Source organism: Streptomyces sp. ISL-43, assembly GCF_018614195.1.
In the GTDB taxonomy this organism is placed as follows: domain Bacteria; phylum Actinomycetota; class Actinomycetes; order Streptomycetales; family Streptomycetaceae; genus Streptomyces.
Map to the genome: position 1 here is coordinate 76,561 of NZ_JAGGOT010000032.1, position 15,869 is coordinate 92,429.

The window sequence follows — 15,869 nt, forward strand, 5'->3', positions numbered from 1 at the left end:
GACTGCGCGGGCCGGGGCAGGCCGGTCCCGGACCGCTCCCGCGGGTCCGTGCACGGCGGCCGAAGGCAGCCGGCGGGACCCGCGGGCGCCGGGGTTCGCGGGGCGGTCCGCCGCCCCGCCCGGCCCAGCTCGCCGCAGGGGCTACGCCTCGCGCGAGCCCTCGTACATCTCCTCGATCAGGTGCTTGAACTCACGCTCGACGGCCGGTCGCTTCAGCTTGAGGCTGGGCGTCAGGTCGCCGTGCTCGACGTCGAGGTCGCGGGGCAGGAGGCGGAACTTCTTGACCGTCTGCCACCGCTGGAGGCCCTCATTGAGGGTCTGGACGTAGGTCTCGATCAGCCGGTTGGTCTCGGGGGCGGCCAGGACCTGGGAGTACGTCTTGCCCTCCAGGCCGTTGTCGGCGGCCCAGACCAGGATGGACGGCTCGTCCAGGGCGATGAGCGCGGAGCAGAAGTTCCGGTCCGCGCCGTGCACGACGATGGTCGACACGTACGGGCAGATCGCCTTGAACTGGCCCTCGATCTCCGCCGGGGCGACGTATTTGCCGCCCGAGGTCTTGATCAGGTCCTTCTTGCGGTCGGTGATGCGCAGGTAGCCGTCGGCGGACAGTTCGCCGATGTCGCCCGTGTGCAGCCAACCGTCGGACTCCAGGACCTCGGCGGTCTTCTCCGGCTGCTGGTGGTAGCCCTGCATGATGCCGGGGCCGCGCAGGAGGACCTCGCCGTCGTCGGCGATGCGGACCTCGGTGCCGGGGAGCGGCTTGCCGACCGTGCCGGTGCGGTAGGCCTCGCCCGGGTTGACGAAGGAGGCCGCGCTGGACTCGGTCAGGCCGTAGCCCTCGAGGATGTGGATGCCCGCGCCGGAGAAGAAGTAGCCGATGTCGGGCGCCAGGGCGGAGGCACCGGAGACGGCGGCGCGCAGCTTTCCGCCGAAGGCCTCGCGGAGCTTGGAGTAGACGAGCGCGTCGGCGATCTTGTGCTTGGTGGTGAGGCCGAAGGGGGCGGTCGCCCGGCCCGTGCGGCGGAAGTTGTCCTGCGTGACCTTGGCGTACTCCCGGGCGACGCCGACCGACCACTTGAAGATCTTGTACTTGGCGCCGCCGGCGGCCCGGGCCTTGGCGGCCACACCGTTGTAGACCTTCTCGAAGATGCGCGGGACGGCGGCCATGTACGTCGGCTGCACGATCGGCAGGTTCTCGATGATCTTGTCGATCCGGCCGTCGACCGCGGTCACGTGCCCGGCCTCGATCTGCCCCGAGGTCAGCACCTTGCCGAAGACGTGGGCGAGCGGCAGCCAGAGGTACTGGACGTCGTCCTTGCCGATCAGCCCGGTGGCGACCATGGCCTTGGCCATGTACGACCAGTTGTCGTGCGGCAGCCGCACGCCCTTGGGGCGGCCGGTCGTACCGGAGGTGTAGATGAGGGTGGCGAGCTGGTCGGCGGTGATGGCCGCGATCCGCTCCTTGACCGCCTCGGGGTGCTTGGCGAGGTACTCCCGGCCGCGCGCCTCCAGGTCGGCGAGGGAGAGTACCCAGCCCTCGGGGTCGCCCTCGGCCGCGTCCACGCCGGTGGCGTCCAGGACCACCACGTGCGCGAGCTCGGGCAGGTCGGCGCGCCGCTCGCGGGCCTTGGCCAGCTGTGCGGCGTCCTCGGCGATCAGGATCCGGCTCTCGGAGTCGGAGAGGATGAACGCCGACTCCTCGGCGTTCGTGCTCGGGTAGATCGTGGTGACGGCGCCGCCGGCGCACATCACGCCGAGGTCGGCGAGGATCCACTCCACCCGGGTGTTGGAGGCCAGCGCGACGCGCTGCTCAGGCTGGATTCCGAGGTCGACGAGTCCCGCCGCGATGGCGAAAACCCGTTCGGCGGCCTGTCCCCAGCTGAGCGACTTCCACTCGTCCGGGCCGCCCCGGCCGTCCGCGGCGGGGACGGGGTAGCGGTAGGCCTCGGCGTTCGGCGTGGCGGCGACACGCTCCAGGAAGAGGGTCGCCACGGTGGGCGGACGGTTCTCGATCAAGGTCTGTGTGTCGCTCACGGACATCCTCCGGACCACGCGGCAGGGCCTGTTCTTCACAGGGGCGGACTGACTGGGTGGTGGGTCAGGGTGGGTGGCTGAGTCAGGTGCTTGTAACTGGCGAGTAACCAACGAGCAGTGATCAGACTAGGGGCCCTCCGCCTGGCGCGTAAGAGGCCTTGGGGCGCCGATTCATAACGAAGCGGACCGCGCCCTCCGCGACGCGCCGACGCCGACGCCCGCACCCACGCCCACGCCCGCACCCGCACCCGCACGCCGCACGCCGCAAACGGAGCAGGCCCCCGCGCCGGAGCACGGAGGCCTGCCTCACAAGCGGGGGGCTACTTCTTCTTGCCGCCGGACTCGTCGCTGGAGAGGACGGCGATGAAGGCCTCCTGCGGGACCTCCACGGAGCCGACCATCTTCATGCGCTTCTTGCCTTCCTTCTGCTTCTCCAGCAGCTTCCGCTTACGGGAGATGTCACCGCCGTAGCACTTGGCGAGGACGTCCTTGCGGATGGCGCGGATGGTCTCGCGGGCGATGACACGGGAGCCGACGGCCGCCTGGATCGGGATCTCGAAGGCCTGCCGCGGGATGAGCTCGCGCAGCTTGGCGACGAGGCGCACACCGTAGGCGTAGGCGGCGTCCTTGTGCGTGACGGCGGAGAAGGCGTCGACCTTGTCGCCGTGCAGCAGGATGTCGACCTTGACCAGGCCGGAGGCCTGCTCGCCGGTGGGCTCGTAGTCGAGGGAGGCGTAACCGCGCGTCTTGGACTTCAGCTGGTCGAAGAAGTCGAAGACGATCTCGGCGAGCGGGAGGGTGTAGCGGATCTCGACCCGGTCCTCGGAGAGGTAGTCCATCCCGAGGAGGGTGCCGCGGCGCTGCTGGCAGAGCTCCATGATCGCGCCGATGAACTCGGAAGGCGCGAGCAGGGTGGCCCGTACGACCGGCTCGAACACGTCCGAGATCTTGCCCTCGGGGAACTCGCTCGGGTTGGTGACGGTGACTTCCTTGCCGTCCTCCAGGACGACCCGGTAGACCACGTTGGGCGCGGTGGCGATCAGGTCGAGGCCGAACTCGCGCTCCAGGCGCTCGCGGACCACGTCCAGGTGGAGCAGGCCGAGGAAGCCGACGCGGAAGCCGAAGCCCAGCGCGGCCGAGGTCTCCGGCTCGTAGACGAGCGCGGCGTCGTTGAGCTGGAGCTTGTCCAGGGCCTCGCGCAGGTCCGGGTAGTCCGAGCCGTCGAGCGGGTACAGGCCCGAGAAGACCATCGGACGCGGGTCCTTGTAGCCGCCGAGGGCCTCGGTCGCGCCGTTGTGCAGGCTGGTGATGGTGTCACCGACCTTGGACTGACGGACGTCCTTCACGCCGGTGATGATGTAGCCCACCTCGCCGACGCCGATGCCGTCGGCCGGGGTCATCTCCGGAGAGGAGACGCCGATCTCCAGCAGCTCGTGCGTGGCGCCGGTGGACATCATCCGGATGCGCTCGCGCTTGTTGAGCTGGCCGTCGACGACACGGACGTAGGTCACGACACCGCGGTACGAGTCGTAGACCGAGTCGAAGATCATCGCGCGGGCCGGGGCGTCCTTGGGACCGACCGGGGCCGGGACCGTGGCGACGATCTTGTCGAGCAGTACGTCCACACCGAGACCGGTCTTCGCCGAGACGCGCAGGACGTCCTCGGGCTGGCAGCCGACCAGGTTCGCGAGCTCCTCGGCGAACTTCTCCGGCTGGGCGGCCGGCAGGTCGATCTTGTTCAGGACCGGGACGATCGCCAGGTCCTTCTCCATCGCCAGGTACAGGTTGGCGAGGGTCTGCGCCTCGATGCCCTGGGCGGCGTCCACCAGGAGGACCGTGCCCTCGCACGCGGCGAGGGAGCGCGAGACCTCGTAGGTGAAGTCGACGTGCCCGGGGGTGTCGATCATGTTGAGGATGTGGGTCTTGCCCTCGTCCTCGCCCGTGTTCGGCGCCCAGGGCAGTCGGACCGCCTGGGACTTGATCGTGATGCCGCGCTCACGCTCGATGTCCATGCGGTCGAGGTACTGGGCGCGCATCTGCCGCGAGTCCACCACGCCGGTGAGCTGGAGCATCCGGTCGGCGAGGGTCGACTTGCCGTGGTCGATGTGCGCGATGATGCAGAAATTGCGGATCAGCGCCGGGTCGGTACGGCTCGGCTCGGGCACGTGGCTGGGGATCGCGGGCACGCAGTGTCCTGATTCTCGGGTCGCAGTCGGAACGAAGTGGGCTTCGGTCTGCGCGAAGTCGGATCTGTACGCAGGCTCCCATGGTCCCATGGAAGCGAGAGTGCGCTCGGTTTGGGCCGGTGGGAGCGTGGCTGGTACCCTGAGCAGCTGTGTCTCGTGTGCCCTCTAAGCTTTCGGGACACAAATCCGAAGATCAAATCTCTGAACCTGCAAAGGCTCTTTCGTGGCGAACATCAAGTCCCAGATCAAGCGGAACAAGACGAACGAGAAGGCGCGCCTGCGCAACAAGGCCGTCAAGTCTTCGCTCAAGACCGCGATCCGCAAGGCCCGTGAGGCCGTCGTCGCCGGTGACGTCGAGAAGGCCACCGTGGCTTCCCGCGCCGCCGCTCGTGCGCTCGACAAGGCCGTCTCGAAGGGTGTCATCCACAAGAACGCCGCCGCCAACAAGAAGTCGGCGCTGGCCACCAAGGTTGCCTCCCTTCAGGGCTGAGCTCCTGATGTGATCGCCGGGTAGGGATCCAGCGGGCCCTCTCTCCCGCTCCCGACCGGCACCCCGCGCCGCACACGAAGCGTTCGCCACGCGGGTGCGGTGCAACCAAGCAGTAACGAAGGCCCCGGCCGCCACCCTTCCCCAGGGTGCCGCCGGGGCCTTCGCGCTGTCCGCAACCAGCCCCGCCGGCGTTTGAGGCGCGGGGTCTGGGGCGGAGCCGAAACCAGCCCCGCCGGCGTCTGAGGCGCGGGGTCTGGGGCGGGCCCGAAGCCAGCCCCGCCGGTGTTCGAGGCGCGGGGTCTGGGGCGGAGCTCCAGGGAACGGCGGAAGGGTGGGTCGGGGACAGGCCCCGGGGCCCGACCCACCGCCCCCGGCCAGGGCGGACGTACAAGGCGGAGCCCGGGCCCGGAGGACCAGACGGCCGGATCAAGCCCCGGCCGGAGCCGGCCAGGCTAAGCCCGCTGGGGCCGAGCCGCCCGCGCGACCGCGACGACCGCCTTCTCCAGCGCGTACTCCGGATCATCGCCCCCGCCCTTGACCCCCGCGTCAGCCGCGGCCACCGCGCGCAGCGCGTCCGCGACACCGTCCGCCGACCATCCCCGCATCTGCTGCCGGACCCGGTCGATCTTCCACGGCGGCATGCCCAGGTCCCGCGCGAGGTCTCCCGGACGGGCTCCCCGGGGGGCCGAGGCCAGCTTCCCGATCGCCCGTACCGCCTGGGCCAGCGCGCTGGTGATCAGGACCGGCGCCACCCCGGTGGACAGGGACCAGCGCAGGGCCTCCAGGGCCTCCGCGGCCCGTCCCTCGACCGCCCGGTCGGCGACCGTGAAGCTCGAAGCCTCTGCCCGGCCGGTGTAGTAGCGGCCGACCACGGCCTCGTCGATCGTGCCCTCGACGTCCGCGCACAGCTGCGCCGCCGCGCTCGCCAGCTCCCGCAGGTCGCTGCCGATCGCGTCGACCAGCGTCTGGCAGGCCTCGGGCGTGGCCGAACGGCCCAGCGTGCGGAACTCGCCCCGTACGAAGGCCAGCCGGTCCGCCGGCTTCGTCATCTTCGGGCAGGCGACCTCGCGGGCGCCCGCCTTGCGCGCGGCGTCCAGCAGGCCCTTGCCCTTGACGCCGCCCGCGTGCAGGAGGACGAGGCTGATCTCCTCGTAAGGCGAGTCGATGTACGCCTTGACCTCCTTGACCGTGTCCGCGGACAGGTCGTGCGCGTTGCGTACGACCAACACCTTGCGCTCGGAGAAGAGCGAGGGGCTGGTGAGCTCGGACAGCGTGCCGGGCTGGAGCTGCTCCGACGCGAGGTCGCGCACGTCCGTATCGGCGTCGGCGGCGCGGGCCGCCGCCACCACCTCCCGCACGGCGCGGTCGAGCAGCAGATCCTCCTGCCCCACCGCGAGGGTGATCGAGGCGAGCGGATCGTCGGTGGAATTCTTCCTGGTGGCCATCGGATCCAGCATCCCACGCCGCACCGACAGCCCCCGCTCCACGGCCGCCTGCCCGTGCCCGAGAATGTCCGGGTGAACGTGCGACATGTGATGGTCCTGCCCGACCGCGACGCGGCCGAGGAGGTGGCGCGGGAGGTGGTCGACCGCTTCGGCCTCCCGGAGGAGCCGCAGCTGGTCCGTGACGCCCTGGCCGGTGAGGACGACGCCGAGGACGCCCAGTGGCTGGTGGTCGTCGAGGACCCGCGCGAACGGCTCGACACCACGGCCCTGGACGACCTGGCCGCCGAGTACGACGGCTGGCTCGAAGCCCCTTGAGGTCCTGTCGCCCTTCCGGTGTCAGGCCTTGTGCACGATCTGGACGTCCAGCGCCACTTCCACGCTCGAACCGATCGCCGCGATCCCGTGCGCCAGCATCGACTGCCAGTTCAGCGTGAAGTCCTCGCGGTGCAGTTCCGTCGTGGCCCGGCACGCCGACCTGGGTTCGCCCTCCAGGCCCGTGCCCAGGCCCAGGTACCGGGTGTCCAGGGTGACGGACCGGCTGACCCCGTGGAGGGTGAGGGCACCCGCCACGGACCATCGGCTGCCGCTGCGGTGGATGAACCGCTCGCTGTAGAACTCCACCGTCGGGTAGCGGGCCGCGTCCAGGAAGTCCGCGGAGCGCAGGTGGTCGTCCCGCATCCGCAGCCCCGTGTCGATGCTCGCCGCGTCGATGATCACGTGCATGGAGGAGTCCTCCATGCGGTGGGCTATCCGTACCGCGCCGGCGAAGGTGTTGAACCGGCCGTTGATCCGGGCGAAGCCGATGTGCCGGGCCGAGAACCCGATCGACGAATGCGCCGGGTCGAGTTCCCAGTGGCCGGGCTGCGGCAGCAGCGGCGGCTCCACCGCGTCGAGGACGATCTCCCCGGTACCGGGCTGCGCCGGGTCCCCCACCAGCGTCGCACCGTGGAAGGGCGCGTAGCCCTCGGCCGTGACGGACAGCCGGTACTCGCCCGCCGGCACGGCCGCCGTGAACCCGCCGTACGGGTCGGTCTCCCCGCTGACGATCCGTCGGCCGATCGGGTCGGTCACCTCGAACTTGGCCTGCCGGACGGGCTGGTGGACCGTGTCGAGAACCCGGCAGCTGAGCAGCCGTGCCGTATAGGGAAGCGTCAGTGTCGCGGATGTCTGGGGACTGGCGCTTCCCGCCGCCTCCGTCCCCCGTCTGCGACTGAACATGGTTCGTGCACCCCCGTGCTGTATGAGCTTGGACCTCTCTGGAGAAAACGCATTCGATCATGCTGTCGGGTCGGGGGCAAACAGAGCGGTCACGTCCGGTATGCGTGCGCCGGGTCCGTCGCCGAATGGCCGGAAATGCCCGCAGTCCCGAGCCGCTGCCCGCCACGGCGACCGACCCGTCCTCGTCCGTGCGCAGTACCGCCGTCCCCAGCTCCCGCAGCCGCGCGAGCGTACCCGCCGCCGGGTGACCGTACCGGTTCCCCTCACCGACCGGGATGATCGCCAGGCGGGGCCGGACCCGCTCGTACAGGCCGGGATCCTGGTGCGCGCTGCCGTGGTGGGCGACCTTGAGGACATCGACCGGACCCAGCTCCGGATGGTTCCTCAGCAGCGCCTGCTGCGAAGCCGGTTCGAGGTCGCCCAGCAGCAGGACGGTCAGGCCCGCTCCGCGCACCAGCAGGGCCACGCTCGCGTCGTTGGGCCCCTCGGAGGGCGGGCCCGCCGCCGGCGGCCACAGCACCCGCCACTCCAGCGGCCCGGCCCGGCGCCGCTCCCCGTCCGCAGCCGTGACGACGGGAATCCCGGCGGCCGCCGCCGTCCGCCGCACGAACTTCGCCTGCCCCGACGGCTCTTCCAGTCCGGTGACTTGCACCACACCCACCGACCGGCCCCTCAGCACCCCCACCAGCCCGCCCACGTGGTCGGCGTGAAAGTGCGTCAGCACGAGCAGCGGCACCCGTCTCACCCCCAGCGCCCGCAGGCACGAGTCCACGGGCCCGGGCTCGGGGCCCGCGTCCACCACCACGGCCGTGCCCGGGGCGACGGCGAGTACGGCGGCGTCCCCCTGGCCCACCGCGCACTGCGCGTAGCTCCAGTCGGGCGGCGGCCAGCCCTTGACCGTACGGGTCACGAGCGGCGGCCTCAGTACGGCGAGGAGCAGCGCCACGGCCACGGCGCAGGCGAACCACCGCTCACGGCCGAACCGGATGCCGAGCCCCACCACCGCCAGGGTGACGGCGGCGAGCAGCAGGCCTCCGCCCACTCCGCCGGGCCAGCCCAGTTCCGCCCCGGGCAGCCGCGAACCGCCCCGGGCCACGGCGGCGATCCACCCGGCCGGAACCCCCGCGCACCAGGCGAGCAGCTCGGCCGCCGGCCGGCACAGCGGGGCCGTCGCCAGCGCGGCGAACCCCAGGACCGTCGCGGGGCCCGCGGCCAGCTCGGCCAGCAGATTGCACGGCACCGCCACCAGGCTCACCCGGGCCGACAGGACGGCGACGACCGGTGCGCACACCGCCTGGGCCGCCGCCGCGGCCGCAACCGCCTCGGCGAGGCGCGGACGCGTCCCGCGCCTTCGCAGGGCCTCGCTCCACCGGGGAGCGAGCGTCAGCAGGGCTCCGGTGGCCAGGACGGAAAGGAGGAATCCGTGGCTGCGGGCCAGCCACGGGTCGTAGAGCACCAGCAGCAGTACGGCGGCGGCCAGCGCCGGGATGAGGGATCTGCGCCGCCCGGTGGCGATGGCCAGCAGGGTCACCGACCCGCAGGCCGCCGCCCGCAGCACGCTGGGCTCCGGCCGGCACACCACCACGAAGGCCAGGGTCAGCGCGGCCCCGCACAGGGCGGTCGCCCGCAGCGAGAGCCCGAGGCGCGGCGCAAGGCCTCCCCGCTCGGCCTGCTGCGCCCGGGCCGGCGCCCCGATGAGCAGGAAGAGCACCACGGTGAGGTTGGAGCCGGAGACGGCCAGCAGGTGCAGCAGGTCGGTGGCCCGGAACGCCTCGTGCAGATCGGGCTCCACCCGGGAGGTGTCCCCGACCACCAGCCCCGGCAGCAGGGCCCTGGCGTCCGGCGCCAGCCCGTCGGTGACCTCGCGCAGCCCGGCCCGCAGCCGCCCGGCGATCCGCTGCGCGGTGTTCGGGCCGCCGGTCACCCCCGGGGGTGTGTCCCCGGCCGGGCGGATCAGGGCGACGGCCCGCTCCCCGCCCCGGGCCGGTGCCAGTCGGGCGACGACCTCGACCCGGGTCGAGGGCTGCAGCCGCGTCCACCCCGGATGCGCCGCCAGCACCCGTACCGGGGTCGCGACCCGGATCCGCGCGCCGTCGGGCCCGGTCACCCGGGTCACCACCGCGTCGAGTACGGCCACGGGCGGCCCGCTCCCGCTCCGGGCGATCCGGGGATCGGATCCGATGGTCAGCTCCGCCAGTACCCGGGCGTGCTCCCGGGCGAGCTCCGCGACCGGCCCCGCACGCGCCTCGGCCCGCTGGAGCCCGGCCACCCCGGCCCCGGCGGCCGCGCACAGCAGGGCCGCGGCCAGGGCCGTCCCGGCCTGCCGGAACGGCTCGGGGCGCCCGTGCCCGGCCAGCACCAGCAGCCCGGCACCGACGGCCCCCAGCCCCGCCGCGCAAAGACTCCAGGCGGCGGGTGCGCCGAGGGCGACGGCGGCCGCCGCCCACGCGGCCACGGCAGGCACCGCCAGGCGCAGGTCCGGCGGGCGCAGGTCCGCCGGGCGCAGGTCCGCCGGGCGCAGGTCCGCCGGGCGCAGGTCCGCCGGATCCCGGCCGGCCGGGCTCGGCTCCGCTCCCCCGGCCCGGATCACGGCCGCACCAGCTTCCGTAGATCGGCGAACCGCCGCTCGCCGATCCCGTTGACCTGCCGGAGCTCCTCGACGGTACGGAAACCCCCGCGCGCCGTACGGAAGTCCACGATGTGCTGCGCCAGGACCGGGCCGACCCCCGGCAGGCCGTCCAACTGCTCGGCCGTGGCCGTGCCGAGGCTCAGCGGCCCGGCGGCGGGGCCGCCCCCGCCCGCCGGCGGCGGCGCCGGGGCCCCCACCAGCACCTGTTCGCCGTCCGTCAGGACCCGGGCCCGGTTGAGGCTGGTGGTGTCCGTCCCGGGCCGCACTCCTCCGGCGGCGGCCAAGGCGTCCTCCACGCGCGAGCCGGCGGGCAGCCTGCGTACCCCCGGCTCCCGGACCTTGCCGCTGACGTCGACCAGGATGGGCCCGGCTCCCGCGCCGGTGCCGACGGCGCCGGCGGCGGGCAGGGCGGCCGCCGCCGGCGCGGGTGGGGGCGCCACCAGGGCAGGAGCGGTCACCGGACGCGGCCGGGCCGACCAGTACTGCTGCCCGGCGAACCCCACGGCCAGGGCCAGTACCACCGAGACCGCGGCCACCGTGCGCGGCTCCACCCCGCAGCGGGCCTGCAGCCACACGGGCAGCCGCTCCCGCACCGCGAGCCCCCGGCCGATACCGCCGGGCAGCAGCACGCCCTCCTCGGGCACAGGCACGGGCGGGGACACGGGCGGGGGCGGAGGCGGAGGCGCGGGCACGGGCACGGGCACGGGCACGGGCACAGCCGGGGCCGCCGCCTCCGCCCCGGGCAAGGCGCCACCCGGACCGGCGGCCGCAGCCCAAGGCGGTGGCGAAGCCCCCGGAGGACGGCCGGCGCCGAGCAGCGCCTCGGCCCTGCGGCGCACCGCGGCGGGCTCGGGGCCGCGGGCGCGACGACCCCGGCGGGGACGCAGACGGCTGTCGGAGAGCCGGGAACGGCCGGGGCCGCTGCCGGAGCCGGAGCCGACGGGAGACGGATACCGAGACGGAGACGAAGACGAAGACGAAGTACGTGCGCGAAGAGTCATGCCACGACGGTAGGAGCGAAACCGGAACCCCGTTCGGAACCTTCAATTCCGGTGGATAACCATCGCGTTGTGGATATCTCCGCCACCCGAACCGGTGATCAGCGCGGAGAGACGACCGCCGCCAGCAGCCCCGGCCCGGTGTGCGCGCCGATCACCGCGCCGACTTCGCTGACGTGCAGCTCGACCAGCCCGGGGATCCGCTCCCGGAGCCGCTGCGCGAGCTTTTCCGCGCGCTCCGGAGCCGCCAGGTGGTGCACGGCCACGTCGACGGCGCCGGACCCGGCGCGTTCCACGGCGAGCTCCTCCAGCCGGGCGATGGCCTTGGAAGCCGTGCGCACCTTCTCCAGCATCTCGATCCGTCCGCCGTCCAGCGTCAGCAGCGGCTTGACCGCGAGCGCCGAACCGAGCAGCGCCTGCGCGGCGCCGATCCGGCCGCCGCGGCGCAGGTAGTCGAGGGTGTCCACATAGAAGTACGCCGACATCCCGGAGGCCCGCTTCTCCGCGGCCGCGACGGCCTCGTCCACTGATCCGCCGGCCTCGGACACCTCCGCGGCGGCCAGGGCGCAGAAGCCGAGGGCCATCGCGACCATGCCGGTGTCCACGACGCGGACGGGCACGGGGGCGGTCTTCGCGGCGAGCACGGCCGCGTCGTAGGTGCCGGAGAACTCGGCGGACAGGTGCAGGCTGACGATGCCGGTCGCACCGGCGTCCGCGGCCGCCTGGTAGGCCCGGACGAAGTCCTCCGGACTGGGGCGGGACGTGGTGACCGAGCGGCGCTTCTGCAGGGCCAGGGCGAGGCTGCGGGCCGAGATCTCGGTGCCCTCTTCGAGGGCCTCGTCGCCGAGGACCACGGTCAGCGGGACGGAGATGATTCCGTGCCGCGACATGGCCGGTTGGGGCAGGTAGGCCGTGGAATCGGTGACGATCGCGACATGGCGGGACATGAGGCGGAGGTTACCGGCAGCCGAGGTGTTCCGGCAGCCCGGCCCCTCGCCCGGCCCCTCGCCGCCGCCCTCGCCGCCGCTCAGGGACTCAGGTCGTCGTTTCCGGGCGGGCGGACTTCTGCCAGGGGTACTGCGGCGCCGCCGCGGGCTGCGTCAGCGCCGCCGGGGGTGCCTCGGGCGTCTGCGGGCCGCCCCAGGAGCCGGCCGCGGAGGGCGCCTGAGCCTGAGGGGAGGGCGGTGCCGGAGACGGAGCCGGGGCCGGCGCCGGGTAGGTGAGGTCGTCGATCGATTCACGGGACCAGTCCCGCAGGGCGCCCGACTCGACCTCGATCTGAGCCGACAGCACCGAAAGGTCGTCGGCCGCGAAACGGCGGGCGCGGTCGCGCGCCGCCCAGCGCAGCGAGTCCGCCGCCTCCGTGATCCTCGCCGTACGCTCCCGCAGGTCAGGCAGGCCGGCCTCTATCCGCTTGCGGTCCGGCTCAGCCTCCAGCCGCTTCAGCTCGTCGTCCAGCTCGTGCCCATGGGCGCTCAGCCGCTCGAACAGCCCCACCGACTCCTGGAGGGAGGCGTCCGTCTGGACCCCCGCGTACAGCGCCTGCTGCGTGGCCCGCATCGACGTCCGCAGGTCCAGCCGCAGCTGTGCCAGCGTGCCCGTGACACCGACCTGGCCGAAGCTGCGCGCCCTCAACGTGGTGTCCTCCACGGTGCGGCGGGCCTGGGTGATGGTCCGGTCCACGCCGCGCTTGGCGGCCCCGACCACCTTCGCCGTCACATAGACCCCGAGCCCCAGAAAGGCGAACAGCAGCACCAGGGCCACGATGATAAAAGCCGCCTCCATGAGGTTCCCTTCCCCAGCCGATTAGGTCCCTTCCACCGTAAACGCCACGGGCAGGCCGCGGGTTCCAATCGAACCCCCAACCTGCCCGTACGGGAATACCCCTAGACGCCTCCGAGAGCCTCGGCGAGGCGCGTCGGACGACGATCGTCAGACGACGATGTTGACCAGCTTCGGCGCGCGCACGATCACCTTGCGGATCTCGGCCCCGCCCAGCGCCGCCACAACCGCCTCGTCGCCCAGCGCCAGCTGCTCCAGGTCGGCGTCGGAGATCGTCGGCGGCACCTCCAGGCGGGCCTTGACCTTGCCCTTGATCTGGACGACGCAGGTGACGGTCTCGTCCACGACGTACGCCGGGTCCGCGACCGGGAAGTCCTGGTGGACGACCGACTCGCTGTGGCCCAGGCGGTGCCACAGCTCCTCCGCGATGTGCGGGGCCAGCGGGGCGACCAGCAGCACCAGCCGCTCCGCGACCGAGCGCTCCAGCGGCCGGCCCGCCTTCGTCAGGGCGTTGTTCAGCTCGGTGATCTTCGCGATGGCGGTGTTGAAGCGCAGCGCCGCCATGTCGGCGCCGGCACCGTCGATCGCCTTGTGCAGTGCGCGCAGGGTGTCCTCGCCCGGCTCCGAGTCGACCACCGTCACGGCGCCCGTCTCCTCGTCCACCACGTTGCGCCACAGGCGCTGCAGCAGCCGGTACTGGCCGACCACGGCCCGGGTGTCCCACGGGCGCGAGACGTCCAGCGGGCCCATCGCCATCTCGTACAGGCGCAGGGTGTCCGCGCCGTACTCCCCGCAGATCTCGTCCGGCGTGACGGCGTTCTTCAGGGACTTGCCCATCTTGCCGTGCTCGCGCTTGACGGGCTCGCCCTGGTAGAAGTAGCCGCCGTCGCGCTCCTCGACCTCGGCCGCGGGCACGTACACGCCGCGCGCGTCGGTGTACGCGTACGCCTGGATCATGCCCTGGTTGAACAGCTTGTGGAACGGCTCCGCCGACGAGACGTGGCCCAGGTCGAACAGCACCTTCGACCAGAAGCGCGCGTACAGCAGGTGCAGTACGGCGTGCTCGGCGCCGCCCACGTACAGGTCGACGCCGCCGTGCGGCGCGCCCTCGCGCGGGCCCATCCAGTACTGCTCGATCGCCGGGTCGACCAGCGCCTCGGAGTTGTTCGGGTCCAGGTAGCGCAGCTCGTACCAGCAGGAGCCGGCCCAGTTCGGCATGGTGTTGGTCTCGCGGCGGTAGCGCTGGACGCCCTCGCCGCGGCCCAGGTCCAGCTCGACGTCGACCCACTCTTCGTTCCGCGACAGCGGGGTCTCCGGCTTGGAGGTGGCGTCGTCCGCCTCGAAGGTGCGCGGCGAGTAGTCCTCGACCTCCGGCAGCTCCAGCGGCAGCATCGACTCGGGCAGCGCGTGCGCGACGCCGTCCTCGTCGTAGACGATCGGGAAGGGCTCGCCCCAGTAGCGCTGACGGCTGAACAGCCAGTCGCGCAGCCGGAAGTTGATGGTCCCCTCGCCGATGCCGCGCCCGGCCAGCCAGTCGGCGATCGCGGCCTTCGCCTCGACCACGCCCAGGCCGTCCAGGGAGACGCCCTCACCCGTCGAGTTGACGATCGTGCCGTCGTACGAGGCGAAGGCGTCGTCCCACTCGGCCGGATCGGCGTCGCGGTCGTCCGAGGGCTGCACGACGCAGCGCATCGGCAGCTCGAAGGCCTGCGCGAACGCGAAGTCGCGGGTGTCGTGCGCCGGGACGGCCATGATCGCGCCGGTGCCGTAGCCCATCAGCACGTAGTCCGCGATGAAGACCGGGACCCGCTCGCCGCTGACCGGGTTGACCGCGAAGGCGCCGGTGAAGACACCGGTCTTGTCCTTGGCCTCGGCCTGCCGCTCGACGTCCGACTTCGACGCGGCCTGCTTGCGGTACGCGTCCACGGCGTCGGCGGGCGTCGCGGCGCCGCCGGTCCACACCTGGCGGGTGCCCTCGGGCCACTCGGCCGGGACGATCTTCCCGACCAGCTCGTGCTCGGGCGCCAGTACCATGTAGGTGGCGCCGAACAGCGTGTCGGGACGCGTGGTGAAGACGGTGATGGCGTCGCCGTCGCCGACCGCGAAGTCGACGCGCGCGCCCTCGCTGCGGCCGATCCAGTTGCGCTGCTGCAGCTTGATGGCCTCGGGCCAGTCCAGCGCGTCCAGGTCGTCGATCAGCCGGTCGGCGTACGCGGTGATCCGCATGTTCCACTGGCTCAGCTTGGCCTTGAAGACGGGGAAGTTGCCGCGCTCGGACCGGCCGTCGGCGGTGACTTCCTCGTTGGCCAGTACGGTGCCCAGCCCGGGGCACCAGTTGACGGGCGCGTCCGAGGCGTACGCCAGCCGGTACTCGTTCAGCACGTCGGCCCGCTCGCCCGCGCTCAGCGCGGCCCAGGAGGCGCCGCCGGGCAGCTCGCGGGAGCCGTCCTCGAAGGCGGCGACCAGCTCGGCGATCGGGCGGGCCGTCTTCGCCTCGGTGTCGTACCAGGAGTTGTAGATCTGCAGGAAGATCCACTGCGTCCACTTGTAGTAGTCCGGGTCGATCGTCGCGAACGAGCGGCGCTTGTCGTGGCCCAGGCCCAGCCGGCGCAGCTGGACCTTCATGTTCTCGATGTTCGCCTCGGTGGACACGCGGGGGTGCGTGCCGGTCTGCACGGCGTACTGCTCGGCCGGCAGGCCGAAGGCGTCGAAGCCCAGGGTGTGCAGGACGTTGTGGCCGGTCATCCGCTGGTGGCGGGCGAAGACGTCGGTGGCGATGTACCCCAGCGGGTGGCCGACGTGCAGGCCCGCGCCCGACGGGTACGGGAACATGTCCATGATGAACTTCTTGGGCCGCGCCACGACCGCCGCCTGCGAGGCCTCGGTCCCGGCCAGGTCACCGGTCGGGTTCGGAGCCTCGTAGGTCCCCTGGGCGTCCCATACGTCCTGCCAGCGTGCCTCGATGTCGGCGGCCATGGCAGCCGTGTAGCGGTGCGCCTCGGCCGCCTCGGGGGCCGGGGTGTTCGTCTCGCTCATGATTTCTGAAGCTCCATCGATCGTCTCTGCCGTCTCTGCCTGCCCAAACGA

General features: G+C 72.5%; 10 protein-coding genes and 1 pseudogene. 2 read left to right on the forward strand and 9 right to left on the reverse strand.

Annotation, left to right across the window (positions count from 1 at the left end; genetic code table 11):
• Window positions 1–141: 141 nt before the first annotated feature.
• The gene (locus J7F03_RS18890; RefSeq protein ID WP_214950851.1) at window positions 142–2,034 is read right to left on the reverse strand and encodes a long-chain fatty acid--CoA ligase; all 1,893 of its coding nucleotides are present in this window, start codon (window positions 2,032–2,034) and stop codon (window positions 142–144) included.
• A 320-nt stretch (window positions 2,035–2,354) separates the two neighbouring features.
• On the reverse strand, window positions 2,355–4,220 hold the full coding sequence (gene lepA / locus J7F03_RS18895) for a translation elongation factor 4 (protein ID WP_214950852.1): 1,866 nt from the start codon (window positions 4,218–4,220) through the stop codon (window positions 2,355–2,357).
• A gap of 223 nt (window positions 4,221–4,443) precedes the next feature.
• Here lepA and rpsT point away from each other — a divergent pair, with 223 nt between their 5' ends.
• Window positions 4,444–4,710, forward strand: coding sequence for a 30S ribosomal protein S20 (gene rpsT / locus J7F03_RS18900; protein ID WP_030384651.1), 267 nt, complete (start codon window positions 4,444–4,446; stop codon window positions 4,708–4,710).
• A gap of 452 nt (window positions 4,711–5,162) precedes the next feature.
• On the opposite strand, the gene holA is transcribed toward rpsT, so the two are convergent.
• Window positions 5,163–6,155, reverse strand: a complete 993-nt coding sequence (gene holA, locus J7F03_RS18905) for a DNA polymerase III subunit delta (RefSeq protein WP_214950853.1) — start codon at window positions 6,153–6,155, stop codon at window positions 5,163–5,165.
• 90 nt (window positions 6,156–6,245) lie between these two features.
• Here holA and J7F03_RS18910 point away from each other — a divergent pair, with 90 nt between their 5' ends.
• Entirely contained in the window at window positions 6,246–6,470 is a 225-nt protein-coding gene (locus J7F03_RS18910) for a hypothetical protein (protein WP_214951019.1), read from the forward strand.
• Window positions 6,471–6,491: 21 nt separating this feature from the next.
• Here J7F03_RS18910 and J7F03_RS18915 read toward each other — a convergent pair whose 3' ends face one another.
• The 6 genes and pseudogenes from J7F03_RS18915 to leuS all read right to left on the reverse strand — a co-directional run bounded on the left by J7F03_RS18915 (window position 6,492) and on the right by leuS (window position 15,818).
• On the reverse strand, window positions 6,492–7,373 hold the full coding sequence (locus tag J7F03_RS18915; RefSeq protein WP_214950854.1) for a YceI family protein: 882 nt from the start codon (window positions 7,371–7,373) through the stop codon (window positions 6,492–6,494).
• Window positions 7,374–7,509: 136 nt separating this feature from the next.
• Window positions 7,510–9,909, reverse strand: a pseudogene (locus J7F03_RS18920) (ComEC/Rec2 family competence protein); the annotation flags it as partial.
• 50 nt (window positions 9,910–9,959) lie between these two features.
• A complete protein-coding gene (locus tag J7F03_RS18925) occupies window positions 9,960–10,652 on the reverse strand; it encodes a ComEA family DNA-binding protein (protein WP_308379726.1) in 693 nt (230 codons plus the stop codon).
• A 449-nt stretch (window positions 10,653–11,101) separates the two neighbouring features.
• Window positions 11,102–11,947 (reverse strand): DegV family protein, encoded by an 846-nt coding sequence (locus tag J7F03_RS18930; protein ID WP_214950858.1) that lies wholly within the window; start codon window positions 11,945–11,947, stop codon window positions 11,102–11,104.
• 88 nt (window positions 11,948–12,035) lie between these two features.
• Complete coding sequence (locus J7F03_RS18935) at window positions 12,036–12,785, reverse strand: hypothetical protein (protein ID WP_214950860.1); 750 nt, start codon at window positions 12,783–12,785, stop codon at window positions 12,036–12,038.
• A 147-nt stretch (window positions 12,786–12,932) separates the two neighbouring features.
• Window positions 12,933–15,818: a leucine--tRNA ligase gene (gene leuS, locus J7F03_RS18940; RefSeq protein ID WP_214950862.1), complete on the reverse strand. Its 2,886-nt coding sequence runs from the start codon at window positions 15,816–15,818 to the stop codon at window positions 12,933–12,935.
• Window positions 15,819–15,869 lie beyond the last annotated feature (51 nt).

Excerpts from the sequence above, each read along its gene's own strand:
- holA (WP_214950853.1), bottom strand. The coding sequence starts at position 6,155 with ATGGCCACCAGGAAGAATTCCACCGACGATCCGCTCGCCTCGATCACC.
- J7F03_RS18910 (WP_214951019.1), top strand. The coding sequence starts at position 6,246 with ATGGTCCTGCCCGACCGCGACGCGGCCGAGGAGGTGGCGCGGGAGGTG.
- J7F03_RS18915 (WP_214950854.1), bottom strand. The coding sequence starts at position 7,373 with ATGTTCAGTCGCAGACGGGGGACGGAGGCGGCGGGAAGCGCCAGTCCC.
- J7F03_RS18930 (WP_214950858.1), bottom strand. The coding sequence starts at position 11,947 with ATGTCCCGCCATGTCGCGATCGTCACCGATTCCACGGCCTACCTGCCC.
- J7F03_RS18935 (WP_214950860.1), bottom strand. The coding sequence starts at position 12,785 with ATGGAGGCGGCTTTTATCATCGTGGCCCTGGTGCTGCTGTTCGCCTTT.
- leuS (WP_214950862.1), bottom strand. The coding sequence starts at position 15,818 with ATGAGCGAGACGAACACCCCGGCCCCCGAGGCGGCCGAGGCGCACCGC.